This is a genomic window from Sutterella wadsworthensis (assembly GCF_003315195.1).
GTDB classification, from domain to species: domain Bacteria; phylum Pseudomonadota; class Gammaproteobacteria; order Burkholderiales; family Burkholderiaceae_F; genus Sutterella; species Sutterella wadsworthensis.
Genome location: NZ_QNRV01000009.1, coordinates 59,647 through 80,282 on the forward strand (window position 1 = coordinate 59,647; position 20,636 = coordinate 80,282).

Here is a 20,636-nt window from a genome sequence, read left to right on the forward strand (position 1 = left end):
CGCCAGACCTTGGCGAGAACGCCTTCAGATCCCTCTGGAATACCTGCTGAGTGATGCAAGTTCGGCTCACTGAACCGGCTTTTCCGGTTTGCAATAGAAAACTACGATATTGTCCTTAGACTTTGAGTATGGTGTGCTGTTTGGCAGTTTTAAATCGAAGCGGTGCAGTTGGCTCTGCTTGTGCTACCTTTTCGGCCGCAAATTCATTTCTTGCATTGTCTTCAGAAAAACTATTCCATCGAAAGTCTGCCTATGTCGAGCGATATTCTGGCCAACCTCAATCCCGAGCAGCATCGGGCAGTGACCGCACCTGAAGAGAGCGTTCTCATTCTTGCCGGCGCGGGATCCGGCAAGACGCGAGTGCTGACCACGCGCATCGCCTGGCTGCTTGAGCATAATTTGGCGACGACGGGAGAGATTCTGGCGGTGACCTTTACCAACAAGGCCGCCAAGGAAATGCTCACGCGTTTGGAAGGCATGATTCCTTATGACCTTCGCCGCATGTGGGTCGGCACTTTCCATGGCCTGTGCAACCGTATTCTGCGCATTCATGCGCAGGAAGCGGGACTGCCGAAGACCTTCCAGATCTTGGATTCCGGGGATCAGCTTTCGCTGGTGAAGCGGCTCATGAAAGCTGCCAATATTGATGTGGAAAAGACGGATCCCAAGCAGGTCGTCAATTTCATTAATTGGTGCAAAGAAAACGGACTGAGGTCTTCGGGCGTTTCAGCGAAGGATGCGTCCGATCTGCGTCTCGGGCTTTACCAAGCTTACGAGCGGGAATGTCAGAAGCAGGGGGTAGTGGATTTCGCGGAACTGCTTCTTCGCTGCTACGAGCTGCTCACCCGTAATGACCTTGTTCGTGCGCACTATCAAAAGCGCTTCCGTCATATTCTCGTCGACGAGTTTCAAGATACCAACGTTTTGCAGTACCGCTGGCTCAAAATCTTGGCCGGTGAGAAGCTCGGTCCAAACGGTACGTCTTTGAATGCGGTTTTCGCGGTTGGTGATGACGATCAGTCCATTTACGCTTTCCGCGGCGCCAACATCGGCAACATGGCGGACTTTCTCAAGGACTTTCATGTTGAGAAGCCCATCAAACTTGAACAGAACTATCGCTCGACAAAGACGGTGCTGGATGCCGCCAATGCTCTGATTGCCAATAATGACGGACGCTTGGGCAAAAACCTTTGGACAAGCGGCAGTCAAGGCGCAAAGATTTTGGTGAAGGAGCTCGAGAGCGAGATGGATGAAGCCGCTTGGGTGGTGGATTCGATTCGTCGAGCTCAGCGCCTTACTGGAGGCGATGCGTCTTGGCGTCAGTTTGCGATTCTTTATCGAACGAACGCTCAGTCACGGGCGCTTGAAGCCGAACTGACGGCCCGAGGCGTGCCGTATCGCATCTATGGCGGTCTTCGGTTCTTTGAACGCGCGGAAGTCAAAAATCTGCTGGGGTATCTCAGGATGATTACCAATCCGTGGGATGACACCAGTTTTCTGCGTGTGGTTAATTTTCCGACGCGCGGCATCGGAGCGAAAACCATTGAGACGCTCCAGGAGTCAGCCCGTGCAAGTGGTCAGAGCCTTTGGGCCACACTGATTCAAATGGGCGACCAGCTGTCGGGGCGCCTGGCAGCCTTTCGCGACCTGATCTTTACGCTGCGTGAGACAGCGCAGAATATGACGCTTCCGGATGCGGTGGCACATGTCATTAAGGCTTCTGGGCTCGAGGCCTGCTACGAAAAAGATAAGGATGGCCCGGATCGCCTTGAGAACATGAAGGAAGTGATCACAGCCGCTGAAGGGTGGTTTAAAAACGAAAGACTGCCGGAAGATCTTTTGGCTTTCTCGCCAGCTAATGATGAGGTTCCGACGCCGATGGAGGGGTTTCTCACGCAGGCTACGCTTGAAGCGGGCGACAAGAGCGAAGGCCAGAATGTCAATGCCGTGCAGCTGATGACCGTGCATTCCGCGAAAGGGCTCGAATTCCCCTGGGTATTTATCGTTGGTGCCGAGGAAGGTATCTTTCCTCATTTTTCTGCTGTGAAAACCGTTTCCGAAGGCGGTCAAGGAGGGCTAGAGGAAGAGCGGCGCTTGATGTACGTGGCTATTACCCGTGCTAAGGAGCGACTCGTCTTCACGCACTGCAAGGTTCGCCGAACTTACGGCACAATCTTCAATAATCCGCTTTCATCCTTCGTTAAAGAAATCCCAGCAGAACTTGTGCAGATGGAGCCGCTCTTTGATGACGATGAGGATGATGATTCAGATCGGCAGGGCGGCCATTTCTACGGACGCGACCGCGACGATTCCTATGGGCGCGGGGCTCGCTGGGGAGGCAGCTCATCGGGCTATTCCGGCGGCTACGGTCGTTCCGGTCAGGGTTACAGCGGTTACGGTTCAGGACGCAGTTCAGGCGGATCGTATGGTTCTAACCGCGTAAGCGATGCGGTTGTTTCCGAGAGCGGGCGGCGCAGCTTTGCCGGCGCCGGCGCAAGTCTGGCGGCCGCTCAGCAGCGCCGGGCTGAAGACGATTGCGGATATAAACCCGGCGACCGTGTTCGTCATGATGTTTTTGGGGCGGGTACCGTTAAAGCAGTGATTGGTTCGGGCAGTACGACGGTGCTGCGCATTACGTTCGGTTCGTCCACAAAAGATCTTCTTTTGCGGGTTGCCAAAGAGAAACTGCATCACGCCGGATGATTCTGCAGAAGTCAGCAGGCCTGTTGCGGCCTCTGATAGAATCCAAATTCTTCTCCGGGCAGCCCCCGGAGAGAGATCAAGCACGGTGGGACCATAGTTCAACTGGATAGAACTGGCCCCTCCTAAGGGTCGGATCTGGGTTCGAGTCCCGGTGGTCCCACCACTACCACTGTGCTTGAGGGCTGTATAGGGCTTATTTTACAAGGTAAACAATATAATTAAAAAACTTGGAAGGCTGCAGCAGGGTGCGTCGGCCAACTGCATCGACGATCGTTAAAGCCTCACAACTGATACTGCGAGCAGAAAAAGAGGTTTAAAGCCTCACAAATTCAGAACTGTCTACAGCCTCACAAATACCATGAGCTGCAATGGCCTGGGATCTCTTCATGGAGCTCTTTAAGGCATTTCTTCGATAAGACTGCGTTCGAAATAAAGGGCTCGCTCAAAAAAGAAGCACGTTGTCTTTTGGGTCAACGTGCTTCTTTCTAGTGCATGCGGTGAGTTAAGCGAGCAAATCCATCAAAGGGGCAATGGACTTTTGCTTTCCAAGATCAATCACGAATTGAATAATGTGCTGACGCTTTGACGCATCCATTTCATTCACCGCAGCTTCAAATTTAGCGACGATTTGTTCTGGCGTGGTGCTGTCGTGCGCGTCAAGGGTTTTGTCGGCATAAACCGTCCCGTCCTTCATCACAATGGACACTTCAGCCTGACGATGCGGGAAGCGGCTTGTGGCTTCCGGACTTTCAATGACGTGCACTCGACGGGCAAGGTCAAGTACTTCTGCGTCGGTTCGCACGGCCTGCGAGAAGTTTGCTAAGGAGACGCTTCCTTTGAGCAGCGAAATGGCGAAACAGAAGGGAAGCGAAAACTTTGCTTCATCTTCGGTGGCTGTTTTGAGCTGTGAAGTCAGATCGAAAGCTACCTTGTAGGTGGCTACATCAATTCGTTCAATCTCTTTTGGATTAATGGCATATTTGGCCATCAGTTTAAAGAGCACATCAAGGGGAGAATTGGTATGTCCGCAGGACGAATACACCTTGTAGAAAGCTGAATCGGACACCAGTGCATCTTCAGATAAATGGGTGAGGTTTTCTGTATGCGGTTCAGTGCAGGTTGCTGCTACGAAACCTTTTTTACCCAGAAGTGCAGAGTGAGAGCCTGTCAGCCCCAACTTTGCCAGAGAGGCGGCATCAATCCCGTTTTGACAAGCTTCCGCAATATTGATGGCTTTGGCATGCGAGCCAAAGGACTCCACCAGTCCTCCTGCCATCGTCGCGGCGATGCCAATAGCGTTATTGGTTTCTTCTGCGGACAGTTTCAGCAGACTGGCGGCTGCGGCCGCAGCGGCGATAGTCCCGCAAGTGCCGGTTGTATGCCACGTCCGGTAATGGGACGGATTGACAGTGCGCCCCAAGCGGGAAAAAACTTCATAACCGAGAATGACCGCTTTTAAAACATCGGCTCCGCTGGCATTGAGGTGCTCGCCAAGCGCAAGTGCCGTCGGGACGGCAATTGAACCAGGGTGCCCGATGGCTGTACGGTGTCCATCGTCGAGTTCGCAGACATGTCCGGCAATGCCGTTGAGAAAGGCGGCCGTACGGGGTGAGCATTTGGTCTGGTGACCAATGACAGTAGAGTTTCCCTGATCACCGTTTTCAATAAAGTACTTCTGAGCGATTTCTACTTGGGGATAGTGCTCTCCGGCCACAGCGCAGCCAATCCAGTCCAATACCCGATAGGCGGCATCTTCCTTGAAATGCGGGGCAATCTTTTCCCAATCGCAATTGGCGATAAAGGATGCCAGTTCATTTTGAATATGTTCTTGCATGATCAGCTCTCAAGATGAAAAAGCACTGCTCTTAAAGTGGTCGAGCAGTGCTTTTAGTGCCAATGAGGTTACGGCTAATTTACGGAAGGATGAAGAGGTAGACAACCAAGAAGTTCACCACACAGCAGCAAAGCAGCGGAACCATGTTGCGCTTTACAACGCGGAATGGCGATACACCGGCCATACCAGCCACAGCCACAATGCCGCCCGTCACCGGAGACATCGTGCGGCCGAAGCCCGTCATGGTCTGCAGGGGCAGCAGCACGTCAGCAGCATGGACGCCGAACTTTTCAGCAATAGCCGGAGCGATAGAGGCAAAGGAGTAGAACGGAGCGTTGCCCGAACCCATCAAGAAGGCAATGATGCCGATGATGACGCCCATCACGATGATCAGCGACATGACGCCGAGACCCATCGATTCCGCCCCTGCGATCAGCGCATTGACTGCACCGATTGCCGTGAGGCCTTTGCCGAATACCTGACCCGCAACAATGAGGGTGACGACGACGGCAAAGTATTTGCCCATGCCTTCAAAGAAGACCTTCATGCTGGCCATGACTTCAGCGAATTCACGCTTGCGGATGTATTCGAAGATCATGGAGACGAAAATCGTGATGATGACAGCTGCCGGGATGCCGAGCTTGATGGTCGGCAGACCAAAGTACTCAGTCACAATCGGGTTGAACGTGAGCAGGAGGAAGAGCGGCAGAACGGTGAGCAGAGCGTAGATCTTAGGAGCTTTGTTAGTATCGTCAGCTTCTTCTTGACGGAACTTTTCGCGCAGCGCTTCAAAATCCGGATCAAGTCCTTCGCGCTTGTCCCAATACTTTTGAGCAAAGTACATCGTTACAAGCATCGTCGGGAGCAGGGCCCAGTAAATGCCCATCTGCCAATTCAGGAAGTAGTCGGCCCATTCAATACCAGCCGTTTTGCAGGCCATATTGCAAGAGGCGGATCCTGGTCCGAGGTCGAAGAAGCGGCCCGCAGCAATGACGCAGACAGCAGTCATTCTCGGCACGCCGGCGCGGATGAACACCGGGTACATGGTGACCATCATCAGCAGACCGAGACCGGAAGCTGAGGGAATCGCCATACCAAGCAGCTGATCGACAATGAAACCGGCCATGGCGAGCATATACGGATTCTTGACGTACTTGAGCGGCGCACTGACAACGTCATAGAGCGAACGGCCGGCTTCAAGCTTGTCCATGTACTTGGCGAAGCCGCCCATGCACATAATGTTTAAGCCCAGTCCGCCGAGCGTGGTTGAAAAGACATCCTGAATGATTTTGAAGATGTCGAAGAATTCTGATCCCGTGCCCTTTTTCAAGGCCAGTCCGGGCTCTACATCAAGCAGTACGGCGCAGCACAACAGCACCAGGCCGGCAATCATCAAGACTGCCGTCGGATACACTTTTTTGATGATCAGATAACCAACGCAAACAATCACAACGATTGCGATGGTATTCGCTATAGCTCCCATAGCTTGGTCTCCTTGGTGGTCTCTCGCCGCAGCCCCTCAATGGGAATGCATTGGGGGCTGCGATTTCTCTCGATTTGAAGCTGGTTACTTCACCGTCTCCTTGGGCGATTCAGCAATGGATTTATCCGTGAGTTCTTGGCCGATGCCGGGAAGATCCGGAATTTGATACTTGCCGTTGACCGGCAGATAGTCGTACTTGCAAGTGACGCGATTGCCTTCGAGCAGCGCGTAGCGGTGCAGTTCGTGAATAGCAAAGTTAGGAATTGCACATTCAAGCTGCAGCGCAGCGGCAGTCATGATCGGGCCGCCGCAGACGTGAATCTGGCAGGTCGTGTCATAGATATGACCCATGTCACAGATCTTCTTGGCTTCACTGAAGCCGCCGCAGGTACCCAGGTCAGGCTGAATCAAATCAATGATGTGGTCTTCAAAGAACGGACGGAAGCCCCAGCGCGTGTAGACGCGTTCGCCGGCGGCGATCGGAATATTGATGCCGTCCTTGACCTGCTTGAGCTGGCCGGGGTTAAGGGCCATCACGGGTTCTTCATAAGCGGCGATGCGGAATTCTTCGATCATGTTGCCGAATTCAATGGCTGACGTCGTATCCGTCAGTGCATGAGCTTCAACAATGATGTCGATCTTGTCGCCGACAGCTTCTCGGATTGCCTTGAGTCGTTCGTAGCCGACCAACAGATCGCGGCGGGCAAAGCAGCCGTACAAATTACGCTTCTTGGCACGGCCTTCAAGGTCAATTTCGTTGACGTCAACTTTGATGGCGTCATAGCCGTCAGCCAGCGCCTGTTCAGCAGCTTTCGCATACTGTTCGGGCGTCGTGAGAATTTCCTTTTTTTCCGCATTGCCCCAGCCGAACTGCAGCTGGCTCGCATACGTGCGGAGTTCGTCGCGGCATTTTCCGCCGAAAAGCTGGTAGCAGGGAACGCCGAGGACCTTGCCTTTAATATCCCAAAGCGCAATATCAATGGCGCTCATGCCGGCAGAAACAACCGTGCCGCCGCCCTGACCCCAGAAGGTCTTCTTCTGCATCTTGTCCCAGATGTATTCGCTGCGCATGGGGTCTTCACCGATCAGAAGACGAGCGAGATCTTTTGCCATGCCGAAGCCCGCAGAAGCCCCGACACCATATGCCATGCCGACTTCGCCAAAACCGGAGACACCTTCATCGGTGTTGATGCGGACGACAACCGGGCGCCATTTAGCTACAGCCGACTGAAGAGGATTCTTCACATCAATGATGTCGACGCTGACGATCTTCATTTCTTACTCCTTGATTAGTGGAAAAACATGCTGAGGTAGGGGGGTTCCACATGTTTTGCAACCAATTTAATTTGAACGAACGGCGTCGAAAAGCCCTAAACTATGTTTAAGCATAAGGTTGATTTATTTTTATAAATAATCTATTTGAATTAATATTTCGATAGTTGGAAAAATGAATAAGTCTGACGAGTTGTTTTCAGCTTTCTCAATGCTCTCGAAGAAAGAGAAGGAGGCGTTTCTACTTAAGATTAAATCCGTAGAAGAAGAAAGGCAGACTCAGAAAGGAAAACCTTCCCTGCTGACGCCGGAGAAGGTTCAAAACAACCGTTTTGCGAATGATTTTTTCTGCCCTCATTGTGAATCTCGCCATGTTGTTCGATATGGCAAAAGACCAGACGGCACTCAACGATTTAAATGTGCAGATTGTCGGAAAGTTTTTCAGGCGACAACCAATACTGTTTTGGGAAAGAATACATATCAAAATCAAGAGAAGTTGAGAGTGTACGTCAACTGTATGTGTAAAGAATTAAGTGTTCGTCAAAGTGCAAAGATTTGTGGAATTACTGTCCCTACAGCATTTGCTTGGAGACATAAAATTCTCAATGCGCTGCGAAATACGTGCGAGCATCAAATGTTGTCGGGCACCGTAGAGCTGGACAGAACCTTCTTTAACCTTTCATTTAAAGGCAGCAGACAAGCTTCTGAGTTTAAGCAACTCATTGAAAAATACGATAAAAATAAAGAATCTCTGCAGCAAGTATGTGTCCCGCTGGCTGTTGGAAGAGATGGTGGATTTACAGGGAAAGTTTCAACCTTGGGTCGCTCATCCACAGACACTATCGTGTCGGCAATAAAAGATCATTTGACATCACAGTCAAAACTTCTTACAGATGCTGAGATATTCAAAAACAATCAACACGAAAAAACATTAAGAAATGTCAATTTAACGACTGTTAAAGGTATTAATGAAGATAGGTCGCTTGATGCCGTACGAAAATTTAAGCAGGGAATTAATGAATCGATTCATCTTAAATTTCGAGGTGTAGCTACGAAATATATAAATGACTACATTCTTTGGTATGGATTTTTACACCTCTCTAAACAAAAGCCAAAAGAGTGTGAGAATCTACTTTACGACATCGCTTTATATAGTATTTGTTCAGTTAATACGCGGTCTATTGGTAAACAAATGATGCCGATTAAGTTGTCGTCTGGCCAGAAGATGCTGCTGTCAGAATTCCTTGACGGACTAGCTGAAAATACTATGAATGATTGATAGTTGTAATTCATTCATACATTTAACATATACATAATAGATATTGCAAGACCATATTTAACAACCATGTGTTAGAACATTAATATGGAATAGGACTTGTTTGCGGTTGTATCCATTCCTCCATTGTTAAAATTGCAAAGAACCTTGTTAAGGCTGATAAAAAAAGGATCTGTCAATGCTTAATGACCTCGAAGCATTGGAAGTATTTGCTTCTTTGTGTACAACAGGATCGATTCAAAAAACTGCTCAGGCGCTCGGTATCGACAGCCCAACAGCCTCGCGTAAACTCACAAAGCTGGAAACGCAGTTAGGCAGACAATTGATCAACAGGGAAAAGCGTCCATTTGAAATGACGGCAGATGCCTGTGCGATTATTGGATCTGTTAAAAAGATTCTGGAGGAGCGACAGCAGATTGAAACCTACTACCGGCGTCTGCAAAGCGACGACTCCATGCTGATCAGAGTCATGATCGGCAATGCTCACATCAACTTCGCGACGAAGTTCATTTTGGAATATGCAGAACAGTTTCCAAAACTGCGCTTTAACATGCTCTCACCGTCGGATGTGCCGAGTTTTCTGGAGGGCAAGGCGGATGTCATCTGTTTGAGTGCACAGGCACAGCTCTCCAACTGCATCATGCTGCCGAGAGGACGGATGATTTTTGTGCCGGTTGCGACGCCTCAGTATCTAAAAGAACACGGGCCAATCAATCATCCTGACGATCTTCTGCACCACCGAGTATTCAGCAATCTTTATCCGAACAGCTTCTCGCTTAACTCGAACTATCAGCTCACGAAAAAAGGGCAGAGCTGCAGTTTTCAAGCGATCGATACCATTCGTTATTCGAATGTAGAGATGACTCGAAGATCGGTGCTTGAACATGCCGGCATAGCACCTTGCATGCCTTTGTTTTTCATCATTGATGATCTCGAAGCCGGGCGCTTAGTGCCGGTATTGGGAGGATGGCATCGGCCAAGTCACCAAAATTATGTGGTTTGTAAGGATGATGACTGGAAAATTCGTCAAATTCGAATGTTTTCCAATTGGTGGGCACAAAAACTCGGCGATTACGAGAAAGAATGTGAAGCTCGTTTAATCAAACTGTACGGGCGAAAATTCTTCCTTAATCTCATTCACTGAGCAGAAGCGTCCTGCAGAAATACAAGACGCTTCATAGAGCGTGAGCGCTAGTGGGCTAATTCCACTACCGCCATGATCTCAACAGGGCTGCCTTCGGGCAGTTCATTGGTACCCAGAGCAAGTCGAGCGGCTATGCCTGCGTCGCCCCATAGATCTTTAAAGACCTGAGAGGCACCGTTAATGACTTTAGGCTGATCCTCAAAGCCTTTAGCGCAGCGGACATAACCGACCACTTGAACGATCTGGCGGATGCGGTCTAAATCCCCAAGATCAAGTTTTAGAACTGCAAGGATATTCAATGCAGCGAGCTGTGCGGCTTGCTGTGCAGTTTCGATGCTCATGTCCTCGCCGACAACGCCTTTGTACTGCAGAATGCTGCCAATGTCAGGTGTTTGTCCGGACACGTAGACGAGATTTCCCACCCGTTTGGTAAATACATAGAGTCCGGCTGGTTTTTTGACTTCCGGCAGTTCTAACCCCAGTTTACGAAGCTTTGCTTCAATGTGCATTTAGTCCTCCATTAAAAGAGATCCGAAGTGATCGCTTATGCCTGAATCTGATTTAAATCTCCGATGATATCGGGTTCAGAAAACAGGGCCGTGGCGCCGCCAGTGTGGAGAAAAACCACATTGCTGCCCTTGGGAATACTTCCCGTACGAATGAGATCCATCAGTCCGTGGAAGGCTTTGCCGGAATAAACCGGATCCGTGAAGATACCTTCCGTTCTCGCAAGGTATCTGATGTCATCATTGGCTTCTTTGTAGGGTTTTTCGTAGCCTGGCCCCACATATTCAGAGTGAATCACAAAGGGCAGCTTGTCGATTCGCTCTTGTGCGCCAGCGGTTTCCAGAACGCTGTTGGCCAGCTCAACGATCTTTTGGCCATAAGTCGCAGGATCCTTTTTACCGACTTGGATGCCAATCAATTGAGTGCTGTCATCGTGCAGCATCGCCGCCCCGGCAGCCAATCCTGCCAGTGTGCCGCCGCTGCCTGTTGCTGTGACCAAGTAGTCGCAGGCTAACCCGGCAGACTCGCATTGCTCCATTGTTTCGATGTAGCACTCCGCAAAACCGGCTGCCCCGATGGGAGTGGAGCCGCCGATCGGAATGTTGTAGACCTTATGCCCTTGAGCCGCTAATTGCGCAATATGCGCTTGGAACAGATGGTCATTGGCCTCCATGGTTTCCTTGGTGCTTCGCCCGCAGGACGGCAGAATGTGAATCTCTGCTCCTAAAATCGTATCGAGCAGCAAGTTGGCTCGAACGTCATTGGGCTGAGGTTCCACGATAGCCCCTAGGTAGACAACAGGGCGCATGCCGCAGCGCCGAGCGGCGGTAGCAGTTTCCATCACGTGATTGGATTGGGTAGCGCCATAAGTAAAGACGGTGTCGCATCCCTGTTTCTTGGCGTCGTGCAGCAGATATTCCAGTTTACGAATTTTGTTGCCGCCGAAGAGCGTCGAGCCGGAGAAGTCTTCCCGCTTTATCCAAAGATTGACGTCATAAGCCGAGGAAATGCTTTCGAGTTTGTGAAAAGGCGTTGGATAAAAGCCTAAAGAGACTTTGCCGAGATTTCCTAGATGAGCTCTGGCGATCTGTGCATATGTTGCCATTTCATTCCCGTCCTTCTGACCCAATAATGCGTGCCGTATCACTTGATGCGACTTATGCCTCACAGCAAATTTGAGTCTATCAAAATAATTTGAATTAATGAAGATAATGAATCAGGACTGCGGCTCTAAGGAAGGAAAGATTGAGGAAAGATTGCCGCAGCAGAACGGCAAGTTTTCTTGGGGGATAAAGAAAAAAGCCCGCACGTTTTGAGAAACGCACGGGCAAAAGAGAAACAAAGGGATGCCTCCGATTAGAGAGGCCGCGCAAGGACGCAGTTATTTGTGCGAGATCTTGTCAAGGGCTTGACCAAGATCCTCAATCAGATCCTGAGCATCTTCCAAGCCAATATGGAAGCGGACGAACGGGCCGCGCTTGCTCCAGTCCGTGGCCGTACGCGGAGGAACCGTCACTGTGGCCAGACTTTCGTAGCCGCCCCAGCTCGCGCCGCAGGCAAAATACTTGAGCGCATCGGTAAATTTGACGGCATCTTCCTTCGTGTAGCCATCGGCAAATTCGATCGTCAACATACCCGACGCGCCCTTGTAGTCGCGCATGAAGATGTCATGATTCGGATGGGTCGGAAGTTTCGGATAGAAGATCGTCTTAATTTCCGGACGAGTCTGGAGATAAGCCACAACTTCGTCGGTATTCTTTTCGATCTGATTCATGCGGACTGCGAGCGTACGCATGCCGCGAAGGACCAGATAGCAGTCATCGGGGCTGGTCGTGAAGCCAAGGGCTTCGGGCAGCTTATCGAAGTTCTTCCATTCTTTTTCGTTGCAGACGACGACGCCCATCGTTACGTCTGAATGGCCGCTGAGATACTTTGTAGCGGCGATGACAGAAATGTCAGCACCGAGTTTCAGCGGGTTGTAGAGGTAGCCGCTGCTGTAGGTATTGTCAATAGCTACAGGAATATTATGGGCATGAGCGATCTTGCAGAGTTTGGGGAGATCAATCACTTCGTAAAGAATCGATCCCGGGCTTTCAACGAGGATCAGCTTGGTATTGGGCTGAATCAGGCTTTCAACGTCTGAGCAGTCGGCCTTGCAGAAAGTAACGTCAACCTTGACCTTGCTGAGGAAGAGGTTGCAGACCGTGCGGACCGGACCGTAGATGGCGTCGGAGACGATGAAGTGAGCACCGGCTTCTGCATAGTTGAGCAGAACCATGGCGAGGGCAGCGAGACCCGTCGGGAACAGCTGAGCGCGATAGCCGCCCTCGAGTTCACAGATGAGCTTTTCCAACTCGAAGTTGGTCGTCGTGCCGCGGGCGCCATAGGAAAGAACCCGGTCCGTTGCGCGAAGCTTGCGGTACTTCTGCCAGGTATCGTAGTCCTTAAACAAAATGGTCGATGCACGCATCACTACCGGATTGACGGAACGAACTTCAACAGACTGGTCGCCGCGGCCGCTGTGAGTGAGGATAGTATTGACGCCCATTTGATGATCTCCTTAATCAAGAAGTAGTCGGGTCATGATGAGCGGGAGGCCTGGGGGTCCCCCGCATTGTGTTTTTTGCCGTGAATTAGTACCAGAACAGGAAGTAGGCAATGTAGGTAATGGCAGTGCCAAAGAGCATCGGAATGAATGTTCTCTTTGCGACTTGGAATGGAGATACCCCTGCCAATCCAGAGATGGCCACAATGGCGCCGGTAATCGGGGAAGAGGCGCGGCCAAAGCCGAGAATCACCTGAAGCGGGAAGATCAGCTGAATGATCGGAACGCCGATGACATGCGCCACATTCGGCAGGAGCGGAGCAAACGAGAAGAACGCAGCGTTGCCCGAACCCATGATGAAGGAGAAGAGCCACACCAGAGCGCCGCCGATAATCACCATGGCTGCCAGACCGAAGCCAGCGTCGTTGGCTGCAGTGATCAGCGTGCCCATGAAGCCGGATTTGATGAGGCCGGCAGCGAAGAATTCACCGCAGACAATCAGGGAGACCACGCTCACCAGGATCTTGCCCATGCCTTCGAAGAAGAGCTTGAAAGAGGCGAGAACGTCGCGAAAATTGCGCAGGCGGATCAGCTCAAAGATGATCGCAATGATGGTGGAGATAACCATTGCCGTGACAACATCCATACGGATATGACTGCCGGCGACTTTGGAGAAGAAAATGATCAGGAAGAGCGGAATGATGGGCAGAACGGCATAGATCTTCGGGACCTTTTTGTCCTGTTCAGTGGTCTTCGCGCCCGCCAGCGTCTGAATATTGTTGGGATCAAAAACCCAGCCTTCACGCTTGTCCCACCAGCGCTGGACGAACATGTGAACGAACGTCAGGATAATGACCACACCGACAAAGAGGGGCAGCTGGTAATAGACGAAGTATTCTGAAACATCAACGCCGGCGGTTTGAGCGGCCAGAATCGCATTGCCGGAACCCGGACCAACGTCTACGAACTGCGCGCAGCCGATCACGCCGAGGGCAGACATAGGACTCACGCCGGAGCGAATGAGGATTGGGTATAGCGTGACCATCAGCAGCAGTGCAAGACCGGCATGCGACGGCACGAAGATCACCATGATCTGCGACACCAGGAAAGAGGCGCCGAGAAGAACATAGGGGGACTTGATCAGCTTCAGAGGCTTTTCAAAAACTGAGAACAGGGCGGCTGAGGCTCCCACGTGCTCCATGTAGCGGGAGAAACCGCCAATGGCCATCAGGGTGAGGCCTAAACCGGCGATGCGGGATGAAAAGCCAGTGCTGAAGACTTTGAAAATATCAAAGCCGATAAAGTTCGTCGTCTGTTTGGCATTGAGCAGATCGCCCCAGCCAAAGATAGCTGTGCATGTGAGCAGCACCACGCCGCCCATGAAAAGAATGGCTTGCGGGTAATACCCTTTGAGCAGCAGTGTCACCACCAGGGCGATGACTATAAGACCAATAATGATGGCAAACATAAGTGTTCCCCTAGAACGTCCTAACGGATAGCGATTGCTTCAATTTCAACTTTCGCCCCCTTGGGCAGGGCAGCAATGCCGACGGCAGAACGACTCGGAGCGCCTGTTTTCGGCATCATGCGTGCATACACTTCATTAAATGCAGCGAAATCATTGATATCTGCCAAAAAGCACGTGGTTTTGACCACTTTGTCCAGAGACGAGCCGGCTGCTTCGAGGACGGCTTTGACGTTGAGTAATGACATTTCCGCCTGCGCCTTAATGTCTTCGGGCATTTCGCCGGTAGCGGCGCAGATGGGGAGTTGGCCGGAAACAAAAACAAAAGTTCCGGCTGCGATGCCTTGGGAGTAGGGCCCAATCGCAGCAGGCGCTTTGTTCGTGGAGAGAATTTCCTTATCCATTTAGAACACTCCGAGATGGTGGCGTTGAACTTGTATGTCACCTTCAGAGGCTGTCGGCAGCTGAGGTCGCAGCAGGTGGAGTTTGCAGCTCAAACAGGTATTTCGAACGTTTCACAAACTCTTACAAGCAAATTGAGCTTATCAAAATAAGTTGAATCAATCAACACTTTTATTGAGGGACTTGTCCTAATATGGGGTGCGTCAAGATTGACGCTGAAGCTTTACGTTACTGCTTAATAGATTGATTTTTTTAAAGAATCACAAGCCTTTGCCGGACTTCTAGGGCCGATGGCGTGTATACTGACTTTAGCGATTGGGGTGAAGTTGTGTGAGTGACGAGGCCTGACGAATTGCTGAGCGGCATGAAAAGTTTATGGTTCAGCTTCTCGTGGCCTGGCCCTGGCGGCTTGTTGTTGGCTGGCAGCCAGTCTGTTTGAGAGAACGGTCAAGCCTCTTTCTGTCGTTCTTTATTCGTTAATCCATTTGATTTAATGGCGTTAAGTCATACCGATGCTCTGCAGAGATGGGTCTGTGGCTGCGGATTCATTTCGATATGCATCGATTGGAACTAAGCAAATGCGGCATAATATTTGATATACATCACTTGAGATGAGTGCATTGAGATAAGTTCAATTTGATTATGAAATCATCATCCGTATATCTTTTGACAGCGCAAGATTGTGAATTGTTGGATCGCTACAAACTTATTGTCGATGCTATTGGACAGGTTTTTGGGAACAGCTGCGAATGTGTTCTCCATTCGTTGGCAGATTTAGAGCACTCCGTCATTCATATTCACAACGGCATGAAGACGGGACGGGTCTTAGGGTCTCCTATAACAGATAAGGCTTTGATGTTTCTTAAAAATTGCGAAAGCCTTCATCAAGATATAACACCTGTCTATCAAACGGTCGCTCGAAATGGATCTCCGATGCGTTCGACGACCATCATGATTAGAAACAACGACCGAATTCCCATTGGATTTTTATGCATAAACTTTGATTTGGGAACGTCATTGTCAGACCTTTGCCATCTATTACTGCCGCAGGATACGAAAGGCGCTCTGGGTCATGGCAAGGGAACAGGCGGGCTGGAAGGACAGTCTTCGGAAATGTTTGTTCAGAATTTGGATGACCTGCTGCTGTCCGTAACTTGCCGCATTCGGGATCAGATCTATGCTGATGAATCGATTACAGCTCGCAATAAAACGAAGGAAATCGTTAAAGCTTTAGATCAGGAAGGATTATTCGAGATAAAGAACTCTGTCAGCAGGATTGCCAAAATTCTTAATCTTTCTAGGGATGTGGTTTATCTGCATCTCCGTTCTCACAGGGCGAAATAAAGGCTTGTACTGAGGTTATAACCGCTCCCCGCCAATCCCTAATGGGAGTTGGGCGAGACTTCTCGCCTCGTGTTGGCAGCTGCCTCGGGTTTCCAAGGTTTGATGTCGGCTCAACGCCTATTGAGCCGGAGGTCATTTCCTTTACGTCTCAGTACGGGAAGCCCCGCCGCCCTATATAGCCCGGGTCGCTTATGCACGGATGTTTGCATTGCAGCCGTGGGCCGCATTGACGCTTGATGTCCTCAGAAAGTACGTTGAGAGTCAGCCAAAGGCGTGATTCCTAAGGCTCAGCCGCCATTTCTCCCTGCCATTGCGGGGAGGGAGAAATGACGGTTTTGCTGAAGGGGGCTGCAGTATTCCTGCAGCCAAAACTTTAGGACAACTCTATTTTTGAGCGAATTTCGGAGGCAGTGTTATCGCCAAACAACGGGATGTAGCGGCCGTCCTGTGTTTTGAAAATGCCTAGAGGAACTGAAGTGCCTCCAGCCTTTCTGAAAATACGGGCATTCTCCCAAACATGATCCCGATCAGCCTGAGTAAAGCCGAAGGCCTCAGGATGGATGCCGCAGTAGTCCGGATCAGAGAAAAGCTCTTCATGCTCTCGCAGAACATCCCAGCTATTCTCCGATGCCAGCATTGCAGCCGCTTGTGCCGTACTGTAATCAGAAGATACACAGACGGGGAACCAGATGAAATCGATTTGCTCGGTGAGCAATTGACTGGTTTGCCAGAAATGGTTGGACCACGAGCATCGAGGATCAAAAACAACCAATACTTTGGGGAGAGCGTCCGAAATCCCCGGTTTGCGGATACCGTATCCATCACGGTAAAGACGTTCATAGATGGCATCGAGTTGGGTGCCTAGCCGCAGTTTGGGGTACTCCGGATAGGCGGGGATTTTAAAAGGATCCTGCTCATTCGGTGTTGCTTGCGAAAGGGTACAGAAATTGGACATAAACGATTGCCTCCCAGCGTGATCAATGGATTGGAAATAGCCAGACGGAAATGCCATATGCTGCTAAAAGCAGAGCTTCGCAGATAGCGCACAGTCCTACGGTCTTGAAAAAATCCCCTTTGAAATAGTCAAGGGAAATCGTCAGGCACATATGAGTTGGGGTCAGCATTTGCCCGCCTAGTCCGCAAACCATGGCAATGCTGAGCATTTCTAAGTTCCCCGGCGCGGCTGCGGCCACAATGGGGACGACCACAGCAACTTGTCCCTGAGTGATGCCCGTGAGAATGCCAACCATGAAGCTGAGTACGGCGATAACCCATTCGAGCGGCATCGCAGACTGCGTGACGTTGGCGACCAACGCTTGCAGCAAACCGGTACTTTCCAAGAGCTCCATGAAGAAGAAAATGCAGAATACATCTCGGAAAAGCCGCCACTCCACCGCCCGGATTAAGACGTCCGCGATTTGGACAGGGCGGCGGCAAAGTTTGAGCAGCAGCCCGGTGGCAAGTACGGTGATGCCTAAAGCTGCCCAAGCAGAAAGCTTGAAGGTCATCATCAGCACTAATGCGATTAAGATCGGTGTGAATGAGAGTAGAAAATCAAAACGTTCTTTGCGTTTTTGAGCACCGCTAATCTCAATCCGCTTTTCTTCATTCAGCGTGACATTGTGGTAAAGAACGATCCAGCCGATAACAAACGCCGCGGGCGTCAGCCAGGCTAAATGGCAGATCAGATCAATGACCGGAATGCCGGCAACTGAACAAGCCAGAATGATGCCGGGAACGATGGGGCTGGCAAATTCGCAAATGTGACGAAACCAAAAATTGACAGCGCTGAGCCTGTCGCAGCTAATGGCTTCTCCCTGGGCGATCTGTTTCACAATAGGAGCAGAAAACCGCGCTCCGCCTATGCTGGGCAGTAAACCCAAAAATGCGGCCATGATGGCCATGCTCAGTTTCTTTGACGAGGTGAGCTGCTGGAGGTACTTGACCATGCCGTCAAGACATCCGCTTTGCCGAAGTTCAATTTCCAGACAGACGACAAAGTAGAGTGACCCCACGAGATCATACGTTCGGCTGCGCTGCAGCATGGACACGACGCCGTCAACGAGCAAGTGCGGCTCTGGTTTCAGAAGCAGCCAAATGAGCAGACCGCTGCAGAGCACTGAGAAGCCTAGAGAACGCTTCAGCCGCAGCAGAACGATCAATGTGGCAACAACTAGACCGAGGATGAGAAAGATAGACATGCTCTGCAAGGTATTCAGAATTTCTACGTTTTCAATGGGTTTCTATCTCTGAGTCCAATCGGTGCAGCGTCAAAAGTTTTGAACGGTTATATCGTCGGACCGGTCACGTAGATGTTCATTGAGTTGTTATAGCGGCATTGTTCTGCTTTGGTCAGATCACCGTTGATGAACAGCATGATTTCATCGAAGACTCTCTGAGTCGCATCTGCATATGACTCTTCGCCCCGCATGATTTTTCCAACATAGCAGTCAATGTGTTCTTGGAGACACTGCCAAGTGTTTTCATTGCCGGTAGTCTTAACGACAGGAACAAAGGGAAAGCCTTGAGGCGCCCCTCTGCCGGTTGTGAATAGGATCAGATTGCAGCCGGCTGCAGCAAGACCGGTGAGCATTTCTGGCTCGCGCCCAGGAGAATCCATCATGACAAGGCCGGGCTGCTTGACGTTGTCTCCATAAGCGATGACGCGCTGAAAAATAGAGGATCCAGCTTTGGCTAGAGCGCCCAGTGATTTTTCCTCAATCGTGGTGAGACCGCCGTCAATATTGCCTCGCGTGGGCTGCCCGCCTCGCATATCGACGCCGACAGCCTTCGCCCGGGCTTCCATTTCTGAGACGCGTTTGGCAATCTCTTGTGCAACTTCCGAGGTAACGCAGCGGCGAGCAGCAATATGCTCTGCTCCCATGAATTCCGTTGTCTCGCCAATCACGACGCTCGCCCCTGCCGCTGTGAAGATATCTGTGATTTTCCCAGCGATGACATTTGCTGAGAGACCTTGGGTGGTGTCAGAACTGCCGCACTTAAGGCCGAGCTTTAGCGTGTTGAAAGGATGTTGTGTCGGGGCGGCGGCGATTTTTTGCTTTAGATCGGCTACTACGGCTTTGGCATGCTCAACCGTTTGGGTTAAGCCGCCTTCTTTTTGAATGATCAAAAATTCAACGGGTTTTCCGAAAGTTTTTGCTTGTCGGACGATTTCCTCAGTCGGTACGCTTTCGCAGCCGAGACTGACGTACAGGATGGCGCCAAGATTCGGATTCTTAGCTAGATTGGTTAGAACTTTGGCGATCAGCGCAAGGTCCGGCTTTGTTTGAGAGCAGCCTTGCTGATGAGTAAAGCACGCGACACCTTCGATGTCTGAGAGCTGAACAACGACATCGTTTGCACATGCTACGCATGAAATGATGCCCACGAGATTACGGATGCCCACACTTCCGTCAGGTCTGGAATACCCTCGATAGCAGAGGCTGCGTGCATTAATAATGGGACGATCAGGTACTTTCGGAGTGAATACTTCCTCACAGCTCTCAAGCTGAGATGCCGGCGTATTCTGTTCAGCCATATCGCCGCGGCCGCGATTGCTTTCAACGTTATGCACATGTACGTGACTGCCGGCAGGAATGTCGCGGGAGGCCGTCCCGATGACCTCCCCGTATTTCACAATGGAGTCGCTGCTGTGAATATCTCGTATGCTGATTTTGTGCCCGAAAGGGGTATCGTCCAATGCTTTGATCCGCAAGACGTCCGTCTGCCCCCCAACCACGACCTCATCGCTGATCCTGACAGACTTGAGCAGTGTGGCGGTGTTGTCTAGCGCGGATATTTGCAATGCATCAAAGGCGGGACGGGGGGACATGATGGGCTCCAATTTTTAAGGCCGCAGGCAGCTATTCTCTGGGAAGCTGTTCTTTGGCCTCAAGCAGGTGATTTTTCATAATTTGGAACGCAAGTTCACTGTCGTGATTTTTGATGGCTTCAAAAACTTTCTTGTGTTCGCAATAGGCATCTTCTCGACGTTCTTTATTCCAGAGGGTAAGGTGCCTGGATTGCCGTTGAAGTTCACTTAAAAAAAGACTTACAGTGGCAATCACTTCATTGTGTGAGGCTTGCATCAGTCTCAAATGAAATTCAAATGACATTTCCTCTGACATTTGATTATTTTCGACAGCTGTTTTTTGGACCTCTAAAATTTCTTGAAGTGTCTTAATTTCTTCTTCGGTTGCCAGCTTGGCCGCCTGTGCAGCGCCATAGGGCTCAATAGCCAGTCGAAAATCAAAAAGATTGAGCAGGGTTTGCGGAGTGATAGTGGTGACGAGAGGACCAACAACCTTCAAGATGTTGCTGAGATCAGCTGTTTGCACCAATACGCCCTTACCGCGAATTTGCTTGACAACGCCTAAGTACTCCAGAGACTTCATCGCTTCCCGGACAGGAATGCGGCTGACCTGCATCTCTTCGGCTAATTCGCGCTCAGAAGGCAGGATGTCTCCGGGCTTGAACTCACCGCTCATGATTCTTTCGCGGAGAATATCTGCGATCTGCCCGTAGAGCGTTTTATTGTTCCGGTCTAATTCGATTTTGCTCATTACAACCTGAACTCCCGAATGACTAGATCCTAACTAAAACGGAAAACAGTCTTCGGGAGTTTTGTTATTCCCAACAGAGCCAGCAGATCCCGATGGCGT

Annotated in this window: 16 protein-coding genes and 1 tRNA gene; 5 read left to right on the forward strand and 12 right to left on the reverse strand. The window is 50.6% G+C overall.

Annotated features, from left to right (window positions below):
• Positions 1–252: 252 nt before the first annotated feature.
• The gene (locus tag DES29_RS05650) at positions 253–2,703 is read left to right on the forward strand and encodes an ATP-dependent helicase (protein WP_021994929.1); all 2,451 of its coding nucleotides are present in this window, start codon (positions 253–255) and stop codon (positions 2,701–2,703) included.
• Between the two features lie 87 nt (positions 2,704–2,790).
• Positions 2,791–2,866, forward strand: a tRNA-Arg gene (locus tag DES29_RS05655).
• Positions 2,867–3,205: 339 nt separating this feature from the next.
• Here the strand turns inward: DES29_RS05655 and DES29_RS05660 are convergent.
• The 3 genes from DES29_RS05660 to DES29_RS05670 form a co-directional block, all read right to left on the reverse strand.
• The gene (locus DES29_RS05660; protein ID WP_021995636.1) at positions 3,206–4,537 is read right to left on the reverse strand and encodes an MmgE/PrpD family protein; all 1,332 of its coding nucleotides are present in this window, start codon (positions 4,535–4,537) and stop codon (positions 3,206–3,208) included.
• A 79-nt stretch (positions 4,538–4,616) separates the two neighbouring features.
• Positions 4,617–6,020, reverse strand: a complete 1,404-nt coding sequence (gene dcuC, locus DES29_RS05665) for a C4-dicarboxylate transporter DcuC (protein WP_016473856.1) — start codon at positions 6,018–6,020, stop codon at positions 4,617–4,619.
• A gap of 84 nt (positions 6,021–6,104) precedes the next feature.
• Entirely contained in the window at positions 6,105–7,295 is a 1,191-nt protein-coding gene (locus tag DES29_RS05670) for a mandelate racemase/muconate lactonizing enzyme family protein (protein WP_021995634.1), read from the reverse strand.
• A gap of 172 nt (positions 7,296–7,467) precedes the next feature.
• Here DES29_RS05670 and DES29_RS05675 point away from each other — a divergent pair, with 172 nt between their 5' ends.
• Complete coding sequence (locus tag DES29_RS05675; RefSeq protein WP_113854557.1) at positions 7,468–8,571, forward strand: IS1595 family transposase; 1,104 nt, start codon at positions 7,468–7,470, stop codon at positions 8,569–8,571.
• Positions 8,572–8,746: 175 nt separating this feature from the next.
• A complete protein-coding gene (locus DES29_RS05680) occupies positions 8,747–9,712 on the forward strand; it encodes a LysR family transcriptional regulator (protein WP_046446078.1) in 966 nt (321 codons plus the stop codon).
• 47 nt (positions 9,713–9,759) lie between these two features.
• Here DES29_RS05680 and DES29_RS05685 read toward each other — a convergent pair whose 3' ends face one another.
• The 5 genes from DES29_RS05685 to DES29_RS05705 form a co-directional block, all read right to left on the reverse strand.
• Positions 9,760–10,221, reverse strand: coding sequence for a RidA family protein (locus tag DES29_RS05685; protein ID WP_021995631.1), 462 nt, complete (start codon positions 10,219–10,221; stop codon positions 9,760–9,762).
• Positions 10,222–10,256: 35 nt separating this feature from the next.
• Positions 10,257–11,324 (reverse strand): D-cysteine desulfhydrase family protein, encoded by a 1,068-nt coding sequence (locus DES29_RS05690; protein WP_113854558.1) that lies wholly within the window; start codon positions 11,322–11,324, stop codon positions 10,257–10,259.
• A gap of 276 nt (positions 11,325–11,600) precedes the next feature.
• Entirely contained in the window at positions 11,601–12,767 is a 1,167-nt protein-coding gene (gene metC / locus DES29_RS05695; protein WP_021995629.1) for a cystathionine beta-lyase, read from the reverse strand.
• Between the two features lie 85 nt (positions 12,768–12,852).
• Positions 12,853–14,232: a C4-dicarboxylate transporter DcuC gene (dcuC, locus tag DES29_RS05700; protein WP_016473863.1), complete on the reverse strand. Its 1,380-nt coding sequence runs from the start codon at positions 14,230–14,232 to the stop codon at positions 12,853–12,855.
• Between the two features lie 20 nt (positions 14,233–14,252).
• Positions 14,253–14,633: a RidA family protein gene (locus DES29_RS05705; protein ID WP_021995628.1), complete on the reverse strand. Its 381-nt coding sequence runs from the start codon at positions 14,631–14,633 to the stop codon at positions 14,253–14,255.
• 688 nt (positions 14,634–15,321) lie between these two features.
• On the opposite strand from DES29_RS05705, the gene DES29_RS05710 reads away from it, so the two are divergent.
• A complete protein-coding gene (locus DES29_RS05710) occupies positions 15,322–15,975 on the forward strand; it encodes a helix-turn-helix transcriptional regulator (RefSeq protein WP_236578841.1) in 654 nt (217 codons plus the stop codon).
• 373 nt (positions 15,976–16,348) lie between these two features.
• Here the strand turns inward: DES29_RS05710 and DES29_RS05715 are convergent, their stop codons facing one another.
• The 4 genes from DES29_RS05715 to DES29_RS05730 form a co-directional block, all read right to left on the reverse strand.
• Positions 16,349–16,930: a hypothetical protein gene (locus tag DES29_RS05715; RefSeq protein ID WP_016473865.1), complete on the reverse strand. Its 582-nt coding sequence runs from the start codon at positions 16,928–16,930 to the stop codon at positions 16,349–16,351.
• Positions 16,931–16,952: 22 nt separating this feature from the next.
• Positions 16,953–18,176 carry a DUF401 family protein gene (locus tag DES29_RS05720; RefSeq protein WP_016473866.1) on the reverse strand — a complete coding sequence of 408 codons (1,224 nt, stop codon included), beginning with the start codon at positions 18,174–18,176 and terminating at the stop codon, positions 16,953–16,955.
• Positions 18,177–18,262: 86 nt separating this feature from the next.
• A complete protein-coding gene (locus DES29_RS05725) occupies positions 18,263–19,807 on the reverse strand; it encodes a UxaA family hydrolase (RefSeq protein ID WP_113854560.1) in 1,545 nt (514 codons plus the stop codon).
• Between the two features lie 31 nt (positions 19,808–19,838).
• Positions 19,839–20,537: a FadR/GntR family transcriptional regulator gene (locus DES29_RS05730; protein ID WP_113854561.1), complete on the reverse strand. Its 699-nt coding sequence runs from the start codon at positions 20,535–20,537 to the stop codon at positions 19,839–19,841.
• Positions 20,538–20,636: the final 99 nt, after the last annotated feature.